General features: G+C 72.5%; 17 protein-coding genes. 8 read left to right on the top strand and 9 right to left on the bottom strand.

The features are described from left to right. Positions 1–11: 11 nt before the first annotated feature. A complete protein-coding gene (locus tag AB0I15_RS53535) occupies positions 12–1,160 on the bottom strand; it encodes a serine protease (protein WP_358115049.1) in 1,149 nt (382 codons plus the stop codon). Between the two features lie 356 nt (positions 1,161–1,516). Here AB0I15_RS53535 and AB0I15_RS53530 point away from each other — a divergent pair, with 356 nt between their 5' ends. The 6 genes from AB0I15_RS53530 (at position 1,517) to AB0I15_RS53505 (ending at position 6,827) form a co-directional block, all read left to right on the top strand. Continuing rightward, positions 1,517–1,642, top strand: a complete 126-nt coding sequence (locus tag AB0I15_RS53530; RefSeq protein ID WP_358115046.1) for a hypothetical protein — start codon at positions 1,517–1,519, stop codon at positions 1,640–1,642. A gap of 314 nt (positions 1,643–1,956) precedes the next feature. Then, positions 1,957–4,101: an NACHT domain-containing protein gene (locus tag AB0I15_RS53525; protein WP_358115043.1), complete on the top strand. Its 2,145-nt coding sequence runs from the start codon at positions 1,957–1,959 to the stop codon at positions 4,099–4,101. Positions 4,102–4,144: 43 nt separating this feature from the next. Then, entirely contained in the window at positions 4,145–5,236 is a 1,092-nt protein-coding gene (locus AB0I15_RS53520; protein ID WP_358115040.1) for a zinc metalloprotease, read from the top strand. A 7-nt stretch (positions 5,237–5,243) separates the two neighbouring features. Further along, the gene (locus AB0I15_RS53515) at positions 5,244–5,558 is read left to right on the top strand and encodes a hypothetical protein (RefSeq protein WP_358115038.1); all 315 of its coding nucleotides are present in this window, start codon (positions 5,244–5,246) and stop codon (positions 5,556–5,558) included. Between the two features lie 77 nt (positions 5,559–5,635). Beyond that, positions 5,636–6,130, top strand: coding sequence for a carbonic anhydrase (locus AB0I15_RS53510; RefSeq protein ID WP_358115035.1), 495 nt, complete (start codon positions 5,636–5,638; stop codon positions 6,128–6,130). Positions 6,131–6,197: 67 nt separating this feature from the next. Continuing rightward, positions 6,198–6,827: a TetR/AcrR family transcriptional regulator gene (locus AB0I15_RS53505; protein ID WP_358115032.1), complete on the top strand. Its 630-nt coding sequence runs from the start codon at positions 6,198–6,200 to the stop codon at positions 6,825–6,827. Between the two features lie 106 nt (positions 6,828–6,933). On the opposite strand, the gene AB0I15_RS53500 is transcribed toward AB0I15_RS53505, so the two are convergent. From AB0I15_RS53500 to paaA, 8 genes are read right to left on the bottom strand one after another with little or no spacing between them, the layout of a single operon-like run. Further along, the gene (locus tag AB0I15_RS53500) at positions 6,934–7,776 is read right to left on the bottom strand and encodes a 3-hydroxyacyl-CoA dehydrogenase family protein (protein WP_358115030.1); all 843 of its coding nucleotides are present in this window, start codon (positions 7,774–7,776) and stop codon (positions 6,934–6,936) included. Further along, positions 7,773–8,513: an enoyl-CoA hydratase/isomerase family protein gene (locus AB0I15_RS53495; protein ID WP_358115027.1), complete on the bottom strand. Its 741-nt coding sequence runs from the start codon at positions 8,511–8,513 to the stop codon at positions 7,773–7,775. The genes AB0I15_RS53500 and AB0I15_RS53495 overlap by 4 nt, the downstream gene beginning before the upstream one ends. Continuing rightward, positions 8,510–9,688 carry a thiolase family protein gene (locus AB0I15_RS53490; RefSeq protein WP_358115024.1) on the bottom strand — a complete coding sequence of 393 codons (1,179 nt, stop codon included), beginning with the start codon at positions 9,686–9,688 and terminating at the stop codon, positions 8,510–8,512. Before AB0I15_RS53490 ends, AB0I15_RS53495 begins: the two co-directional genes overlap by 4 nt. Before the next feature lie 27 nt (positions 9,689–9,715). After that, positions 9,716–10,807 carry a 1,2-phenylacetyl-CoA epoxidase subunit PaaE gene (gene paaE, locus AB0I15_RS53485; protein ID WP_358115021.1) on the bottom strand — a complete coding sequence of 364 codons (1,092 nt, stop codon included), beginning with the start codon at positions 10,805–10,807 and terminating at the stop codon, positions 9,716–9,718. Between the two features lies 1 nt (position 10,808). Continuing rightward, positions 10,809–11,321, bottom strand: coding sequence for a 1,2-phenylacetyl-CoA epoxidase subunit PaaD (paaD, locus tag AB0I15_RS53480; protein ID WP_358115019.1), 513 nt, complete (start codon positions 11,319–11,321; stop codon positions 10,809–10,811). After that, the gene (gene paaC, locus AB0I15_RS53475; protein WP_358115016.1) at positions 11,318–12,226 is read right to left on the bottom strand and encodes a 1,2-phenylacetyl-CoA epoxidase subunit PaaC; all 909 of its coding nucleotides are present in this window, start codon (positions 12,224–12,226) and stop codon (positions 11,318–11,320) included. The genes paaD and paaC overlap by 4 nt, the downstream gene beginning before the upstream one ends. Positions 12,227–12,269: 43 nt before the next feature. Continuing rightward, on the bottom strand, positions 12,270–12,563 hold the full coding sequence (gene paaB / locus AB0I15_RS53470; protein ID WP_358115013.1) for a 1,2-phenylacetyl-CoA epoxidase subunit PaaB: 294 nt from the start codon (positions 12,561–12,563) through the stop codon (positions 12,270–12,272). Further along, positions 12,560–13,531 (bottom strand): 1,2-phenylacetyl-CoA epoxidase subunit PaaA, encoded by a 972-nt coding sequence (gene paaA / locus AB0I15_RS53465; RefSeq protein WP_358115010.1) that lies wholly within the window; start codon positions 13,529–13,531, stop codon positions 12,560–12,562. Before paaA ends, paaB begins: the two co-directional genes overlap by 4 nt. Positions 13,532–13,672: 141 nt before the next feature. Between paaA and paaZ the strand changes: the two genes are divergently transcribed. Then, complete coding sequence (paaZ, locus tag AB0I15_RS53460; RefSeq protein ID WP_358115007.1) at positions 13,673–15,721, top strand: phenylacetic acid degradation bifunctional protein PaaZ; 2,049 nt, start codon at positions 13,673–13,675, stop codon at positions 15,719–15,721. Continuing rightward, positions 15,718–16,524: an enoyl-CoA hydratase-related protein gene (locus AB0I15_RS53455; RefSeq protein ID WP_358115004.1), complete on the top strand. Its 807-nt coding sequence runs from the start codon at positions 15,718–15,720 to the stop codon at positions 16,522–16,524. The genes paaZ and AB0I15_RS53455 overlap by 4 nt, the downstream gene beginning before the upstream one ends. Positions 16,525–16,539: the final 15 nt, after the last annotated feature.

The following is a 16,539-nucleotide window of genomic DNA, read 5'->3' as shown; positions in this document are numbered from 1 at the left end:
CATGAGGTCCCCTACGTCAGGGCGCAGGTGGCGCTGGCGGAGGCGGCGGCGTCGACGGCGGTCCCGACGGCGGTCCCGGCGGCGGCCTCGGTCGGGAGCCCGTTGGTCGCGCGCCCGTCGACCGGGGGCGCGGGGGGCGGGACCAGGACGGGACCGTGCTGGAGCCCGGCCTCGCGCCCCATCTCGGCCAGGTAGGCCAGGCGGGTGTCGTCGAGGGGCAGGGCGGCCAGGTGCTTGAGGATGACGCTGATGCGCACGCCCTCGTTGGAGACCCAGTCGATGGCGTCGTCGCCGTCCCCCTCCCGCCAGATCTGCCCGTCGCGCCGCAGGATCCGTCCCTGCTCGTCGGTCCGGGGGACGCCGCTGTGGTGCAGCGCCGTCACCTCCCACTGGTCGTTGAACACCGGACTGCCGGAACTGCCGGGCTCGGTGTCGGTCTGGTACTGGAGGAAGTCGTCGAGCCGCGCCTCCAGCCGGTTCTCGCGGATGGAGATCTCTTTCAACCGCCCGCTGGGATGGCCGATGATGTTGACCGGCTCGCCGATCACGAGCTTGCCCGTCTGCACGATGAGCCGGTTCCAGCCGAAGGTCTCGCCCGGGGGCCGGCCGTCGGCGTCGGGGTTCAGCAGGACCAGGGCGAAGTCGAGCGCGAAGTCGGCGATGAAGAGAGTCTCCGGGGCGAGCGTGAAGCGCCGGGAGACGTCCGGGGTGTTGTCGACGGTGACCTGGGCGTCGAACTCGACGAACGCCTGCGCCGCCGCCTCGGCGTAGGGGAACACGTGGTGATTGGTCAGCAGCAGCCTCGGCGAGACCAGGAAGCCGGTGCCGATCGGGATCTCGCGGCCGTTCTCGCTGACCGAGATGCGGGCGACGGTGCGCGCGGCCCGTACGCCGCGGGGCAGGAAGCTCCATGCCTGGAGGTCCTTGGCCACCCCGAGGATGCGCTCGTACATCCTGGGCCGGTCCAGGCTCTCGCCCCTGGTGGCGTCCAGCGCCGCCTCGACGGGGATGCCGTTGCGCTGGATGAGCCGGGCGGTGCGGGCCGCGAGCATCTCCGGCGTGTCGGGGAACGTCTCCCCGCGCTCACGCCGTTGCCCGGCCTCGTCACGTTCGGGGCCGCTCCCGCGGTATCGCTCGGCAGCAGCCTTGGCGTGGTCCACCCTGTTTTCCTGGACTTCTGTGGATATATCCATAGCCGTCCGCCGCTCTCCCGAATTCACTAAACGGGCATATTGCGATAAATGTGCATCTCGCGCTGAGTCCGCGTCCAGAGGGTGGCGGGCTAATTGACCGCTTGCTGACCTGCTCTTCGCCGCCCGGTCACGCGGGGAACGACCTGATCGGCCGCCATCTGACGCGCGGCCGGGTTCTGGTTGAACCTGATTGCCAATGGCTGACGCCGTCGAGAGAGAGTGAAGTTAATCCCTTGAGGGCGTAAATAGAGGGGCAAGTAAGTCTATGTCGGCCTTTCTCTCGTTATACGGCTACAATCGGAATCGAGCGAAGGGAGAGTGCCATGGGAAACACGGTGGATTATGTCTCGGTCGAGTCGCTGGACCGGCGTACGCAACATCTGACCCAGGTGGAGCTCGACCAGTTGGAGGAGCTGTCGTCGGCGACGACCGGCGATGGTGAGCGGTAGGCCGTACCGGAGACCGGGGTTCCCGGCGCGAACCGGAGCCCGACGGGCCGAGGTGTGGTGCCGGGACCTCGCCGAATTCGTCCAGACCACCCTCGGAGAGAACTCGCCCCTGCTTGGCCACCGGCCGCAGGGGCTACTCCGCTTTCCCCCGTACGGCGTGCGGGTCGAGGCATTCCTTCCGCCGGAGAAGTTTCCCCGCCGATGCCGTTCGATTGACGGTCCGCTCAATGAGGGCGCGGGTCTTTCCGATGTATCGACCTTGAACGTGCGGTTTTCGGGCCTATTCTGCTATGAAATATGCGCACAATGGAGTTATGTCTGCACAATACTGGCAGCAGAACCGTAACGCCTGGGCGACGCTTTTGCTGGGCGTCCTGGTCCTGGCCGCGGCCGGCGGGTTTCTCTATTGGGCGGTCCACGGGGGAGAGGCCGGGAAACCAGTAGGCGTGGCCCAAGTGGTGTCGTCGGCGGTCGGTGCCGCGGCACTGGGCAAAGTCGTGGTGGATCTCATCGCCTGGTCGCGCAAGCGCAGGGCGCCCACTCGCGGGCTGACCTCCGAAGAAGTCGTCACCGCCAAGGACATCCTCGCCGGGCTGGTGACCCAGCAATGGCACGCCGAGACGATCCGGCGCTCACTGGGCGATCCGGCGCCCATGCCGCTGGCCTGGCGTTCGACCGAACGCCGTGAGCTGGCCGACCATCCCGAGATCATCGCCGAGGGAGCCGTGGTCTTCCCCGGCCTGGGCGTGCACATGGCGGACATCGCACGCAACTTTCGCGCGCTGCGCTGCCGCCGGCTGGTCATCCTGGGCGGTCCGGGCACCGGGAAGACGACCCTGGCCGTGCAGTTGCTGCTCGAACTGCTGCGGACGCGGCAGCCGGAGGAGCCCGTTCCGGTGCTGTTGTCGGCCTCACGCTGGTCCGATCGGCCGTATCCGCAACTGCGGGACTGGCTGGTCGCGGACCTGGCGATGGACTATCCGGCGCTCCGCGCGGAGGACCTCGGCCCCGACATCCCGGAGACGCTCGTGGCTCGCGGGGAGGTGCTGCCGGTCATCGACGGACTGGACGAACTGCCCGAACACGCCCGCGCGGGCCTGCTCGCCGCGCTCAACCGCTCGATGGGCGAGGGCGACCAGCTCATCCTCACCTGCCGCACGAAGCAGTTCGCCGAGTCCGTCGAGGAGATGGGCGACGTCCTGACCGCTGCGGCGGTCATCGAGCCGCAGTCCATGGGCCCCGACGCGGCGGCCGAATACCTGCGGCAGTGCCTGCCCCCGGTGCCCCATCCCACCTGGTCCAAGGTGCTGGAGGCGCTGCGCACGGGCACCGCCCCGGCCCTCGCCGAGGTCGCTTCGACGTCTCTGGGGCTCTGGCTGGTGCGCGTCACCTACATCGCGCCGCGGGTGGATCCGACGCCGCTGCTGGAGCTGGGGCGGGGCAGCGCGGCCGAGCTGCACGACCATCTGTGCGATCAGCTCATCCCCGCGCTGGTGAGCGCGGTCCCGCCCGCGGACGGCCCGGCCCAGCCCTTCCGGCCGCAGCACGCGTGGACGCCGGAGCAGGTCAGCCACTGGCTCATGTTCCTGTCCCGCAACCTCGCGGCGCAAGACGAGGGCCCCCAGGGCATGGCGTGGTGGCATCTGGCCCGCCGGACGCCCAGCTATCTGGCCCGGGTGGGGTGCGGCATCGCCATCGGCGTCATGGTCTGGCTGGCCTTCGCTCTTGTGGCGGATCTCCCCGTCGCGGGTGTCGTGATCGGCCTGCTGTCGGCCTTGGCGTTTGTGATCATGACGGGGCCCTGGTTCACCGAGTCACCGGGGCACGCCGATTTCCGGTTCCACGGCAAGGCGTCCGACATGCTCGGTGTTCTCGGAGAGGGGCTCGCCGCGGGAGTGATGGGGGCTCTCATCGGGGCGCTCATGGCCTTCCCGGCAGGGGGGATGCAGGTTGTCCTGAAGGGCGCGCGGGAGATCGGCCTGATGTCCGGTATCGGATTCGTCGCCGTGCTCGGCCTGATCCGCTGGGTCGAGCGCCCCACCACCGACGCGACCGCGAGCTCGCCGCGCTCGACCTGGCAGGCCGACAGGAAGCTGACGGCGATCCGGATCGTCGGCGGGCTCGTGGTCGGGCTCATGGTCGCGATCATCGTCAACGAGGCGAAGTTCGGCATCAAGGTGGCGATCATCAGCGGGCTGCTGCTGGGGCTGCTGGCCGGGCTCATGCTGGGCCGCCACCACGCCTGGCTGGCCTACAATCTGACGGTCCCGCACCTGGCCAGGAAGGGGAGCCTGCCCCTGCGGGCCATGGACTTCCTGGACGACGCCCACCGGCTCGGCCTGCTGCGCGCCGAGGGGCCGTACTACCAGTTCCGTCACGTCGAGTTGCAGCAGCATCTCGCGCACAAGGTGCAGGAGACGCCCGCGGACAAGCCGCGTCAGCCGGCGCCGCTACCGTGACGCGCCCGCGTTCCGGCACCGATCCGACCCTGGAAGGAGCGTCATGTCCGACTACACCATGCCGCAGCCGCCGACCCGCGATCTGTGCGGCACCATGCTCGTCCACCGCAAACTGCTCAACGAGAGCATGACCTACCGCGCCCGGCGCAACACGATCGAGAACCGTGCCCTGCAGTACGAGCGCGGCCAGCGCGCGCCGGTGCGGACCGGCGTGGTCACCCTGCCGGTCGTCGTCCACGTGGTCCACCATCCGGACACGCCCGAACAGAACATCGGCGACGAGCAGATCCACAGCCAGATCACCGTCCTCAACCAGGACTTCCGCGCGGCCAACCCCGACGTGGTGAAGGTGCCGCAGGTGTGGCGGCCCCTGGTGGCGGACGCGCAGGTCGAGTTCCGGCTCGCGACCCGGGACCCGAACGGCGAGCCGACCGACGGGATCGTCCGGGTGGAGACCGACCAGACCGCCTTCACCTGGGACGACGCCGTCAAGGCCGCCGCCACCGGAGGCGCCGACCCCTGGCCGAGCGACCAGTACCTCAACATCTGGGTCTGCGAGCTGAGCGGCGGCCTGCTCGGCTACGCCCAGTTCCCCGGCGGTCCGCCGCAGACGGACGGTGTGGTCATCCTCCACTCCGCCTTCGGGACCACGGGCACGGCCGCGCCGCCGTTCAACGGCGGGCGTACCGCGACGCACGAGATCGGCCACTGGCTCGACCTCTACCACATCTGGGGCGACGACGACGGCGCGTGCACCAGCGACGACAAGGTCGCCGACACGCCGAACCAGGCGGGCAGCAACACCGGAGTGCCCACCTCTCCGCGCGTCACCTGCGACAACGGGCCCCACGGCGACATGTTCATGAACTACATGGACTACACCGACGATGTGGCCATGTACCTGTTCACGAAAGGCCAGAGCACGCGGATGAACGCCTGCCTGGAGGGCGCCCGGGCCTCGTTCCTGGTCGGGCAGGGCGTGAGCGCGCCCGCCGCGATGGGGCACGAGGCAGGACATCCCGCGCAGAACGGCGACGTGGAGCGGCTGCTGCACGACACCGAGCGGCTGACCACGGAGCTGCTGAGCGACATCCGCTCGGCCCTGGGCCTGGTCAGCGGCCGATCAGGTGGATGATCGGCAGATGAACCGGACACCGCCGGACATCATCGGTTCCTGGCTGCACTCCTTCGAGGAGGACACCGGGACCACGGCGGTGTACCGGCCGCACGACCACCCCTTCCCGCCCGCGCGGCGCGTCCGGCGGGGGTTGGAGTTCCGGGCGGACGGGACCTTCGTCGAGCTGCGTCCCGGTCCGGACGACCGCCCCCGTCCGGTGACGGGCCGCTGGCGTTTCCTGGAGGACGGCCGCGTCCAGGTCACCTTTCCCGACGGAGGCGCCGAGCCGTTCGAGCTCACCGTCTCCCGTACGGACGGCATGCTCACCATCGCCACCTGACCGGGCGCCTCGCCTAAATCCCCGTTGACCATACCGGGATTGCAGGTAAAGGTGAGAGGACCGGACAGGGAGGTCTGATGAGCATCACCGACGAACTCGTCGCCAATGCCGAGCGCTACGCCGAGACCTTCGGCCACGGCGAGCTGCCCTTGCCGCCCGCCCGGCGGCTGGCGGTGGTGGCCTGCATGGACGCCCGGCTCAACGTCTACGGCATCCTGGGCCTGCGGGAGGGCGACGCCCACGTCATCCGCAACGCCGGCGGCGTCATCACGGCGGGCGAGCGCCGCAGCCTGGCCATCAGCCAGCGGCTGCTGGGCACACGCGAGATCGTCCTGATCCACCACACCGACTGCGGCATGCTGACCTTCACCGACGACGGCTTCAAAAGGGACGTGTACGAGGACGTCGGCATCAAGCCCGACTGGGCCGCCGAGGCGTTCACCGACCTGGAGGAGGACGTGATCCAGTCCATCCGGCGCATCCGGGCGGACCCGTTCATCCCGCACAAGGACGCCGTCCGCGGCTTCGTCTACGACGTCAGGACCGGCCGCCTGACCGAGGTCAAGCCGTAGCCGCGCCGGGCCTCCGGGCGGTCCCGGGGGAGAAAGGGCGCCTGATCTGCCATGAGATGCTGCTTTCGTGACGACGACCGAGCCTGCCGGCCCGACCCCGCGCCGTGGGCGGGGCCGTCCCGGATATGACCAAGCCGCGATCCTGCGCACCGCGGTGGAGTTGTTCAACCGCAAGGGCTACGACGCCACGAGCATGGGAGACCTGGCCAAGGAGCTCGGCCTGACCAAGCCGGCCATCTATCACCACGTCGCCGGCAAGGAGCAACTGCTCAGCCAGGCCCTGGACGACGCCCTCGACGAGCTGACCGCCGCCGTCGCCGCGGCCTCCCGCGACGGGGCGGGGGAGACCGCCTACCAGCGCCTGCGCGAGGTGGTGCGGCGCAGCGTCGAGGTGCTCGTGGCGCACCAGCCGTCCGTCACGCTCCTGCTGCGGGTGCGCGGCAACAGCGGGGTCGAGCTGGCCGCCCTCGAACGGCGCCGCTGGCTCGACGACCGCCTGGCCGCGCTCGTCGCGGACGCCGTCGCGGAGGGCGCCCTGCGCGACGACGTGCCGCCGACGCTGGTGAGCCGGCTGCTGTTCGGCATGGTCAACTCGCTGGTCGAGTGGTATCGCCCCGACGGCGTGTACGACCCGGCGACCGTCGCGGGCGCCATCACCGCCATCGCCTTCGACGGCCTGGCCCGTCACGAGCCCTGACCCACCGGCCCCGGCCCGCAGTCCCTGACCCGCAGTCCCTGACCCGCCGTCCCTGACCCGCAGTCCAGGGCGCCAGCCGCCCGGCCCCAGAGCCCAGGTCCCGCGCCTACCAGGTGTAGAAGCCCTGGCCCGTCTTGCGCCCGAGGTGCCCGGCGGCGACGAGGTCGCGCAGGATCCGCGGCGGCTCGAAACGGGGCCCGAGCTCACGGCACAGATGCTCGGCGATCGCGAGCCGCACGTCCAGCCCCACCACGTCGGTGGTTCGCAGCGGCCCCATCGGATGGCGGTAGCCGAGGGTCATCGCCGTGTCGATGTCGGCGGCGCTCGCGACCCCCTCCTCGAGCATCCGCATCGCCTCCAGCGCCAGGCCGACCCCGAGCCGGCTGCTGGCGAACCCCGGCGAGTCCGACACGGTGATCGGGGACTTGCCGAGCGCCGTGGCCCACTCCTGGGCCCGCGTCACGAGCGCGGGATCCGTACGCGGCCCGGTGACGATCTCGATGAGGTCGCTGACCGGCACGGGGTTGAAGAAGTGCAGCCCGAGGAAGCGGCCCGGTGCGGCCAGCCCGTCGGCGAGCCCGCCGATCGACAGGCTGCTGGTGTTCGTGGCGATGACCGCGCCCGGCGCCCGCCGCTCGACCAGGGCGAGCACCTCGGCCTTGAGCTTGGCGTCCTCCGGGACCGCCTCCACGACCAGCTCGCACCCGGCCAGCTCACCCGCGTCGGCCGTCGTGCTCAGCCTCGCCAGAGCGTCCTGGAGCGGGACGCCGAGCCGGCCCTTCGCGTCGGCCTTGGCCAGGCTGTCGCTCACCCGGGCCCTGGCCTGGTCGGCCAGGTCGGGGCCGTTCTCCACGATGATCACGTGGCTGCCGGAGGCGAGGAACGCGTGCGCGATCCCCGACCCCATCCGCCCGCCGCCGAACACGCCCACTCGCTGTGGCAGGGTCATGACCTCGGCTCCTTCCGCCGGTCCAGGAACGCCGTCATCCGGGCGTGCTTCTCCTCGGTCTCGAACAGCACCGCCTGCGCCACGTCGTCGATGAACGGGTGCGCGGCCCGCGGCGCGTGGAAGACGGCCTTGGTCAGCCGGGTCGCCAGCGGCGCCCGCGCGGTGATGCGGTCGGCGAGCCGATGGCCGGCCGCGAGCAGGTCGTCGGGCTCCACGACCTCGTTGAGCAGGTGCACCGCCCGCGCCTCCTCCGCCGTCAGCACGCGGCCGGCCAGCAGGATCTCCTTGGCCAGGGGCTCGCCGACGAGGTCGGCCAGGCGCCAGGCCGCGCCCGCCGCCGCGATGATGCCGAGGTCGGTCTCCGGGTTGCCGATCCGCGTGCGCGGCGTGCCGATCCGGAAGTCGCAGGCGTAGGCGAGCTCGGCTCCGCCGCCCAGGGCGTACCCGTCGACCAGGGCGATGGCCGGCATCGGCAGGCGGTGGACGCGGTCGAAGATCTTGGAGTTGATGCCCCGCAGCGCGTCGTCGCGGTTCCGCTCGCGGAGCTGGGCGATGTCCGCCCCGGCCGCGAACGTGCGGCCCTCGCCGGTGAGCAGGACGACGCGCGGCTCCCGCTCGACGGCGGCGCACGCCTCGTGCAGCGCGGCGACCAGCTCGTGGTCGATCGCGTTGCGGACCTCGGGCCTGTTGAGGCGCCACACGACCCGGTCGGCGCCCTCCTCGACGATGAGCGTCATGGGCGCTCCACCAGGAGTGCGCTGCCCTGGCCGACGCCGACGCACATGGTCGCCAGGCCCCGCCGGCCTCCGGAGCGTTCGAGCCGGCCGAGCAGGGTGACGAGGATCCGCGTCCCGGACGCGCCCAGAGGGTGCCCGAGGGCGATGGCGCCGCCGTCGGCGTTGACGCGGCCGAGGTCGAGCCCGAGATCGCGGACGCAGGCGAGCGACTGCGCGGCGAACGCCTCGTTGAGCTCGACGGCGTCGAGGTCGTCGATGGCCCACCCGGTACGCTCGAGCGCCCTGCGGGTCGCCGGGACCGGGCCGATCCCCATGATCTCCGGCGGCACCCCGGCGTTCGCCGCCGCCACGAGCCGGGCCCGCGGGGTCAGGCCGTGGCGTTGGAGGAAGCGCTCGCTCACCACGACGACGGCCGCGGCGCCGTCGTTGAGGGAGCTGGAGTTCCCGGCGGTGACGACGCCGCCGGGACCGTTGACCGGCCGCAGCCGGGCCAGCCGCTCCAGGCTCGTGTCCGGCCTCGGCCCCTCGTCCACGTCGACGACGCCCCCGCCGACCGGCACGGGAACGATCTCGCCGGTGAACCGGCCGTCCTTGGTCGCCTCGACGGCCCGCTCGTGGGAGCGCAGCGCGTACGCGTCGAGCTCCTCGCGGGTCAGGCCCCAGCGCCGGGCGACCGTCTCGGCGGTCTGCGGCATGGAGGCCGTCGTCTCGGCGTCGAAGCGGGGATTGGTGAACCGCCAGCCGATCGAGGTGTCGAAGGATGCGCCCGGCTTGGCGAACGCCTTGGCCGGCTTCTCGGTGACCCACGGCGCCCGGGTCATCGACTCGACCCCGCCCGCGACGATGACGTCGGCGTCGCCCGCCGCGACGAGGGCGCGCGCCGTCGCGACCGCGGTGAGGCCGGAGGCGCAGAGCCGGTTGACCGTGAACCCGGGCACCGTGGCGGGCAGGCCCGCCAGCAGCGCGGCCATCCGGGCGACGTTGCGGTTGTCCTCGCCGGCCTGGTTGGCCGCGCCGAGCACCACCTCGTCGACGAGGGCGGGGTCGATCCCGGCCCTGGCGACGGCCTCGCCCACGACGAGGGCGGCGAGGTCGTCGGGGCGGACGTGGGCGAGCGCGCCGCCGTAGCGGCCTATCGGCGTCCGTACGCCGGAGACGACGAAGGCTTCGGTCACGAAGGGCTCCTCTGCGTGGGAAAGGGTTCAAGCGTCGAAGTCGACGGTCACGTTGTCGCCGTCCGGGAAGGTCTGGCAGGTCAGGACGAACCCGGCGGCCACCTCGGACGGCTCGAGGGCGTAGTTGCGGCGCATGTCCACCTCACCCTCGCGTACGACGGCGCGGCACGTCCCGCAGACGCCACCCTTGCAGGCGAACGGCAGGTCGGACCGCGTGGCCTGGGCGCCGTCGAGGATCGTCGTCTCCCGCGAGACGGTCGAGGTCGTCCGCAGGCCGTCGAGCACCGTGGTCAGCGTGCTGGTCGCGCCGGCCGGCCGGCCTTCCTCGGGCCGCCGTGGCCGCGGCGGGGGAGCGTCGACGTAGAAGAGCTCGACGTGGACCCTCCGCGCGGGGACGCCGAGATCGGACAGCACCTCGCGCGCGTCCTCGATCATGCGCAGCGGCCCGCAGAGCCAGACGTGGTCGAACGTCTCGATCGGCACCAGGTCGGTGAGCAGGCGCCGCAGCCGGTCGCGGTCGAGCCGGCCGGAGAACAGCTCGACGTCGCGCGGCTCGCGCGACAGCACGTGGACGAGCTGGAGCCGGGCGCCGTGGCGGTTCTTCAGGTCGCCGAGCTCCTCGGCGAACATCACGGTACGGCTCGTCCGGTTGCCGTACAGGAGCGACACCTGGGCGCCCGGGTGGGCCAGCACCGTGGAGGCGACCGACAGCATCGGGGTGATGCCCGACCCGGCGGCCACGCACAGGTGCCGTTCCCCGCCCTCCGGGTCGGCCCGCCAGGAGCCGCCGGGGGTCTGCACCTCGATCCGTGTGCCCGGGGTCACCTCGCGGACGAGCCAGGAGGAGAAGAGGCCGTCGGGGATCTCGCGGACCCCGATGCGCGGCGCCGCGCCGGCCGGGGCGCAGATCGAGTAGGACCGGCGGTGCTCCCGGCCGTCCACGAAGCGGCGCAGGGTGAGCGACTGCCCGGCGCGGAAGGCGTACGCGTCGCGCAGCTCGCCGGGCACGTCGAACGTGATCGCGGCGGCGTCCTCGCACAGGCGGTCGACCGCGGCCACGGTCAGCGGGTGGAAGGCGGCCGTCCGGGCCTGGGCCGGCCCGGGCGCGAGCGTGGTCATCTCATATCTCCTTGACGTGCTCGAACGGTTCGAGGCAGCCGGTGCAGGTGTAGAGGGCCTTGCAGGCGGTGGCACCGAACTCGGAGGTCAGCCGGGTGGCCGCCGAACCGCAGCGCGGGCAGTCGGGGGCGCGCCGCGGCGGGCCGAGCGTGAGCGCCACCGGCCCGGACGCCCGGCGGGCCGGGCCCGGCGCCGACAGCCCGGCCGCGCGCAGGGCGGCCCGGCCGCGTTCGGAGATCCAGTCACTCGACCAGGGCGGGTCGAGCACGACGCGCACCTCGACGCGGGGGAAGCCGGCGTCGTTCAGCCGGTGGACGAGGTCGTCGCGCATGGTCGCCATGGCGGGGCAGCCGGTGTAGGTCGGGGTGATCCAGGCGACGACGGTCTCGCCGCCGTCCATGCCCCGCTCCATCTCGACGCCGCGCAGCACGCCGAGGTCGGCGAGGGTGAGCATGGGCATCTCGGGATCGCGTACCTCCCCGGCGGCCTCGGCGGCGCGCTCGCGGGCGCTCACCAGCGCCCGCCCGGGTGGGCGCGGGCGACCACCTGCATGTCGGCGAGCAGGGGTTCGAGGTGCCCGGTGTGCAGGCCGTGCCGGCCCGCCGGACCGTCCGGAGCGCCGGGCTCCGGGCGGGGGACGCCGCTCACGGCGAGCACCTGGTCGAGGACGTCGTCCACCGCCGCGCCGATGGCGGCGGGGGCGACGGCGACGCCGGTGCGCGCGAGCGAGAGCTCGACCGGATGCGTGGCGACCAGCTCGGGCAGGAGTGGCCACAGCGCGCCGAGCGCCGTGTCGAGCCTGCGGCGCGACTCCTCGGTGCCCCGCGCCAGCGTGAGGAACCAGCGGGCCGCCCAGTCCCGGTGGTAGGTGAGCTCCTTGACCCCCTTGGCCGCCACCGCGGCCAGCACCGTGTCCGTGCTCGCGCGAAGCCGTTCCAGCAGTTCGAGCCGGGCCACCGAGAACAGCAGCAGCCGGACGACGACGTGCGCGAAGTCGCCGTTCGGGACCTCGGCCAGGCGCACGTTGCGGAACTCGCCCGCGTCGCGGAAGAACGCCAGCGCGTCCTCGGCCGGCACCGGCGAGCCCTCCGGGAGGGCGGGCAGGACGCCGGGGTCGGCGGCGGCCGCCCGCGCCAGCAGCAGGCGCGCCTGCCCGAGGAGGTCGAGGGCGATGTTCGCCAGCGCGATGTCCTCCTCGAGGTCGGGGGCGCGGCTGCACCACTCCGACAGGCGCTGCGACATGATCAGCGCGTCGTCGCCGAGCATGAGACAGTACGCGGCCAGCTCGGCGTGGGCGACGCCCTCGGGCACCGTCGTGTCGACGCCGGCCAGCGGGTCCTCGAAGTCGGTGCCGAACGCCCACTGCGAGGAGTCCCCGCCGATCAGGCCGTCGAAGATGCTGCCATGGTCGTCGCTCACGGTGGTTCGCCTTTCTCTGGGAGCGGGGGCCGGGGGAGCGGGGTCACATGTGCGGGACGTTCCCGGGGATCTCGTAGAACGTCGGGTGCCGGTAGACCTTGTCGCCGTTCGGCGCGAACAGCGGGTCCTTCTCGTCCGGGCTGGAGGCCGTGATCGCGTCGGCCCGTACGACCCAGATGCTCACGCCCTCGTTGCGCCGGGTGTAGACGTCGCGGGCGTGCCGCAGGGCCATCGTGTCGTCGGGGGCGTGCAGCGACCCGACGTGGACGTGGTTGAGCCCGCGCTTGGCGCGGACGAACACCTCGTAGAGCGGCCATTCCCGCCGGTCGGCGCTCATCGGGCGGCCGCCGCGGACCGGCTCGCGAACGCCGTCGCCGCCTCGCGCACCCAGGCGCCGTCCTCGTGGGCGGCCCGGCGGTGGCTCAGGCGCTGGGCGTTGCAGGGCCCGTCGCCCCGGATGACCGCGGCCAGCTCGTCCCAGTCGGGCTGCCCGAAGTCGTGGTGGCCGCGCTCCTCGTTCCAGCGGAGTTCGGGGTCGGGCAGCGTCACCCCCAGCGCCTCGGCCTGCGGGACCGTCATGTCCACGAACTTCTGGCGCAGCTCGTCGTTGGAGTTGCGCTTGACGCCCCAGGCCATCGACCGCGCGCTGTTGGGGGACTCGGTGTCCGGCGGGCCGAACATCATGAGCGACGGCCACCAGAACCGGTCGACCGACTCCTGGACCATGGCGCGCTGGTCGTCGGTGCCGCGCATCATCGTCATGAGCAGCTCGTACCCCTGCCGCTGGTGGAAGGACTCCTCCTTGCAGATGCGGATCATGGCGCGGCCGTAGGGCCCGTAGGAGGTGCGGCAGAGCGGCACCTGGTTGCAGATCGCGGCCCCGTCGACCAGCCAGCCGATTGTGCCCACGTCGGCGTAGGACGGTGTCGGATAGTTGAAGATCGAGGAGTATTTCTGGCGGCCGGTGAGCAGCAGTTCGGTCAGCTCGGCGCGGGAGACGCCGAGGGTCTCGCACGCCGAGTAGAGGTAGAGGCCGTGCCCGGCCTCGTCCTGCACCTTGGCCAGCAGGATCGCCTTGCGGCGCAGCGACGGGGCCCGCCCGATCCAGGCGCCTTCGGGCTGCATGCCGATGATCTCGGAGTGGGCGTGCTGGGCGATCTGGCGTACGAGCGTCCTGCGATAGGCGTCCGGCATCCAGTCCCGCGGCTCGATCCGGTCGTGACGCGCGATGGTCGCGTCGAACGCGGCCTGCAACCGCTCCTCCGGCTCCGGCCCCGACTCCGGCTCTGTCGGAGTAGTCGTCATCTTTCCCTCCGAGACGTCGAGTCTTATTTACTTATCGCTCGGTCAGTAATACCGTTGCACGGGTGGGGGCTTCTGCGCAACAGGTCGCAGCGACGAACAACGCGTCCCGGCCTCCGCCCACCCCCGCAGAGAGGAGACAGCGTGAGCGCGCTGCTGGAGAGCTACGCCGCCGGACGATGGTTCCGGGCGGCGGACGACGGGGAGCCCCTGCTCGACGCCGCCACCGGTGAGGAGGTCGCCCGGATCTCGAGCCGGGGCCTGGACGTCGCCGCGATGGTCCGGCACGCACGCGACACCGGCGGGCCGGCGCTGCGCGCCCTGACCTTCCACGAGCGGGCGGCCCTGCTCAAAGAGCTGGCCAAGCACCTGATGGAGCGGAAGGACGAGCTCTACGCGCTGTCCGTGCGGACCGGCGCCACCTCGCGCGACACGATGGTCGACGTCGACGGCGGCATCGGCACCCTGTTCAGCTACGCGAGCAAGGGCGTGCGCGAGCTGCCGAACGACACGATCGTCCTCGACGGCGGCCTCGAGCGCCTCGGCAAGGGCGGCACCTTCGTCGGCCAGCACGTCTACACCTCTCGGCCGGGCGTCGCGGCGCAGATCAACGCCTTCAACTTCCCCGTCTGGGGCATGCTCGAGAAGCTGGGCCCCGCCTTCCTCGCCGGGCTGCCGTCGATCGTCAAGCCCGCCAGCCAGACCGCCTATCTGACCGAGCTCACCGTCCGGCTGATCGTCGAGTCGGGGATCCTGCCCGAGGGGACGCTCCAGCTCCTGGCCGGAAGCGCGGGCGGGCTGCTCGACGAGCTGACGATCCACGACTCCGTCGCCTTCACCGGCTCGGCGCACACCGCCGGCATCCTGCGCCGCCACCCGAACGTGCTCGATGGCGGCGTCGTCCTCGGCGTCGAGGCGGACTCCCTCAACTGCTCGATCCTCGGGCCCGACGTGCGGCCGGACGATCCGGAGTTCGACCTGTTCGTCAAGGGCGTCGTCACCGAGATGACGGTCAAGGCGGGGCAGAAGTGCACGGCCATCCGCCGGGTGCTCGTCCCCGAGGCGCTGGCCGGGCCGGTGGAGGCGGCGCTCGCCGACCGCCTGGCACGGGTCGGCGTCGGCGATCCGCGCAACCCGGAGGTGCGGATGGGCCCGCTGGCCAGCCTCGGCCAGCGCGACGAGGTACGCAAGGCCGTCGAGGCGCTGCGGGCGAGCGGCGAGGTGGTCTTCGGCGACCCCGCCGGCGGGTCCCTGCTCGACGGCGACCCCCAGCGCGGCGCCTTCATGACCCCGCTCGTGCTGCGGGCGCGCCCCGGCGCCACCGAGCCGCACGACGTGGAGCCGTTCGGCCCGGTGGCCAGCGTGCTGGCCTACGACGGCATCGAGGCGGCGCTGGCCCTGGCCGCGCGGGGCAGGGGCAGCCTCGTGGCCTCCCTCGTCACCCGCGACCCGCAGGTCGCGCGGTCCGTGGTGCTCGGGCTGGCGCCGTGGCACGGCCGGGTCCTCGTCCTCGACCGCGACGACGCCAAGGAGTCCACCGGCCACGGCTCGCCGCTGCCCGTCCTCGTGCACGGCGGCCCCGGGCGCGCAGGCGGCGGCGAGGAGCTCGGCGGCGTCCGGGGCGTCCTGCACCACATGCAGCGCACCGCCGTCCAGGGCTCGCCCGACCAGCTCACCGCGATCACCGGCCGGTGGACGACGGGGGCCGCGCGCGCCGAGTCCGGCGTGCACCCCTTCCGGAAGTCCCTGGCGGAGCTGCGCGTGGGCGACACGATCGCCTCCGCGCCGCGCACGGTGTCGCTCGCGGACATCGACCACTTCGCCGAGTTCACCGGCGACACGTTCTACGCCCACACCGACCCCGAGGCCGCCGCCCGCAACCCGCTGTTCGGCGGCATCGTCGCCCACGGGTACCTCGTCGTGTCCCTGGCCGCCGGGCTCTTCGTCGACCCCGCGCCCGGCCCCGTCCTTGCGAACTTCGGCGTGGACGGGCTGCGCTTCCTCACCCCCGTCAAGGCCGGCGACGCCATCGACGTGACGCTGACCGTCAAGCAGATCACCCCGCGTCGCGGCGCCGACTACGGCGAGGTCCGCTGGGACGCCGTCGTGGCCAACCAGGACGGCCAGGCGGTCGCCACCTACGACGTGCTGACCCTCGTGGCCAAGACCTGGCCGGCGCAGGAGGCCCGGTGACCGGCGGGGTCATGGAGGACGCGCCGGTCGTCCTCGAACGGGACGGCGCCGTGGCCGTCCTGACGCTCAACCGCCCGGACCGGCGCAACGCGCTGGACGCCGGGCTCAAGAGAGCGCTGCGCCGCCGGCTGGAGGAGGCCGCCTCCGACGACGCCGTCCGGGCGGTGCTGCTGACCGGCGCGGGCAGCGCCTTCTGCGCCGGTCAGGACCTCGCCGAGCACGCCGCGGCCCTGCGCGCCGACGCCGGGCACGCGTTCGACACCGTCGAGGAGGACTACGCGCCGATCATCCGGCTGCTGGCCACGATGGGCAAGCCGGTCGTGGCCGCCGTCAACGGCACCTGCGCCGGGGCCGGGCTGGCCCTCGCGCTGGCCTGCGACCTGCGGATCCTCGCCGAGGAGGCCGTCCTCGCGACGGCGTTCACGGCGATCGGGCTGACGTGCGACTCGGGGCTGTCCTCGACGCTCGCGCGGGCGGTCGGCGAGGCCAGGGCCAAGGAGCTGGTGCTGCTCGGCGAGCCCTTCGGCGCCCAGCAGGCGGTCGCCTGGGGGATCTCGGGCCGGGTGGTCCCACGGGCGGAGGTCGGCACGGCGGGGCGGGAGCTGGCGGCCCGGCTCGCCGCCGGGCCGACGGCCGCCTACGCCGAGTCCAAGCGGCTGATCGCGCAGTCCTGGGACCAGGACCTCGGCACGGTGCTCGCCGCCGAGGCCCGGGCCCAGGCCCGCCTGGGCCGGACCGGCGACCACGCCGGAGCGGTCGAGGCGTTCCTCGCCAAACGCAAGCCGGCCTTCGAAGGAAACTGAGGACCGCCGCCCCGG

The sequence above is a fragment of the Nonomuraea sp. NPDC050643 genome, assembly GCF_040654715.1.
In the GTDB taxonomy this organism is placed as follows: domain Bacteria; phylum Actinomycetota; class Actinomycetes; order Streptosporangiales; family Streptosporangiaceae; genus Nonomuraea.
Note: the sequence above shows the minus strand (reverse complement) of the source record. Positions and strands in the feature narration are given on the sequence as shown.

What these genes read in the sequence shown, in the direction of transcription:
- AB0I15_RS53520 (WP_358115040.1), top strand. Translation starts at nt 4,145, where the DNA reads ATGTCCGACTACACCATGCCGCAGCCGCCGACCCGCGATCTGTGCGGC.
- paaE (WP_358115021.1), bottom strand. Translation starts at nt 10,807, where the DNA reads ATGACCACGCTCGCGCCCGGGCCGGCCCAGGCCCGGACGGCCGCCTTC.
- AB0I15_RS53510 (WP_358115035.1), top strand. Translation starts at nt 5,636, where the DNA reads ATGAGCATCACCGACGAACTCGTCGCCAATGCCGAGCGCTACGCCGAG.
- AB0I15_RS53500 (WP_358115030.1), bottom strand. Translation starts at nt 7,776, where the DNA reads ATGACCCTGCCACAGCGAGTGGGCGTGTTCGGCGGCGGGCGGATGGGG.
- AB0I15_RS53525 (WP_358115043.1), top strand. Translation starts at nt 1,957, where the DNA reads ATGTCTGCACAATACTGGCAGCAGAACCGTAACGCCTGGGCGACGCTT.
- AB0I15_RS53515 (WP_358115038.1), top strand. Translation starts at nt 5,244, where the DNA reads ATGAACCGGACACCGCCGGACATCATCGGTTCCTGGCTGCACTCCTTC.
- AB0I15_RS53495 (WP_358115027.1), bottom strand. Translation starts at nt 8,513, where the DNA reads ATGACGCTCATCGTCGAGGAGGGCGCCGACCGGGTCGTGTGGCGCCTC.
- paaA (WP_358115010.1), bottom strand. Translation starts at nt 13,531, where the DNA reads ATGACGACTACTCCGACAGAGCCGGAGTCGGGGCCGGAGCCGGAGGAG.
- AB0I15_RS53530 (WP_358115046.1), top strand. Translation starts at nt 1,517, where the DNA reads ATGGGAAACACGGTGGATTATGTCTCGGTCGAGTCGCTGGACCGGCGT.
- paaB (WP_358115013.1), bottom strand. Translation starts at nt 12,563, where the DNA reads ATGAGCGCCGACCGGCGGGAATGGCCGCTCTACGAGGTGTTCGTCCGC.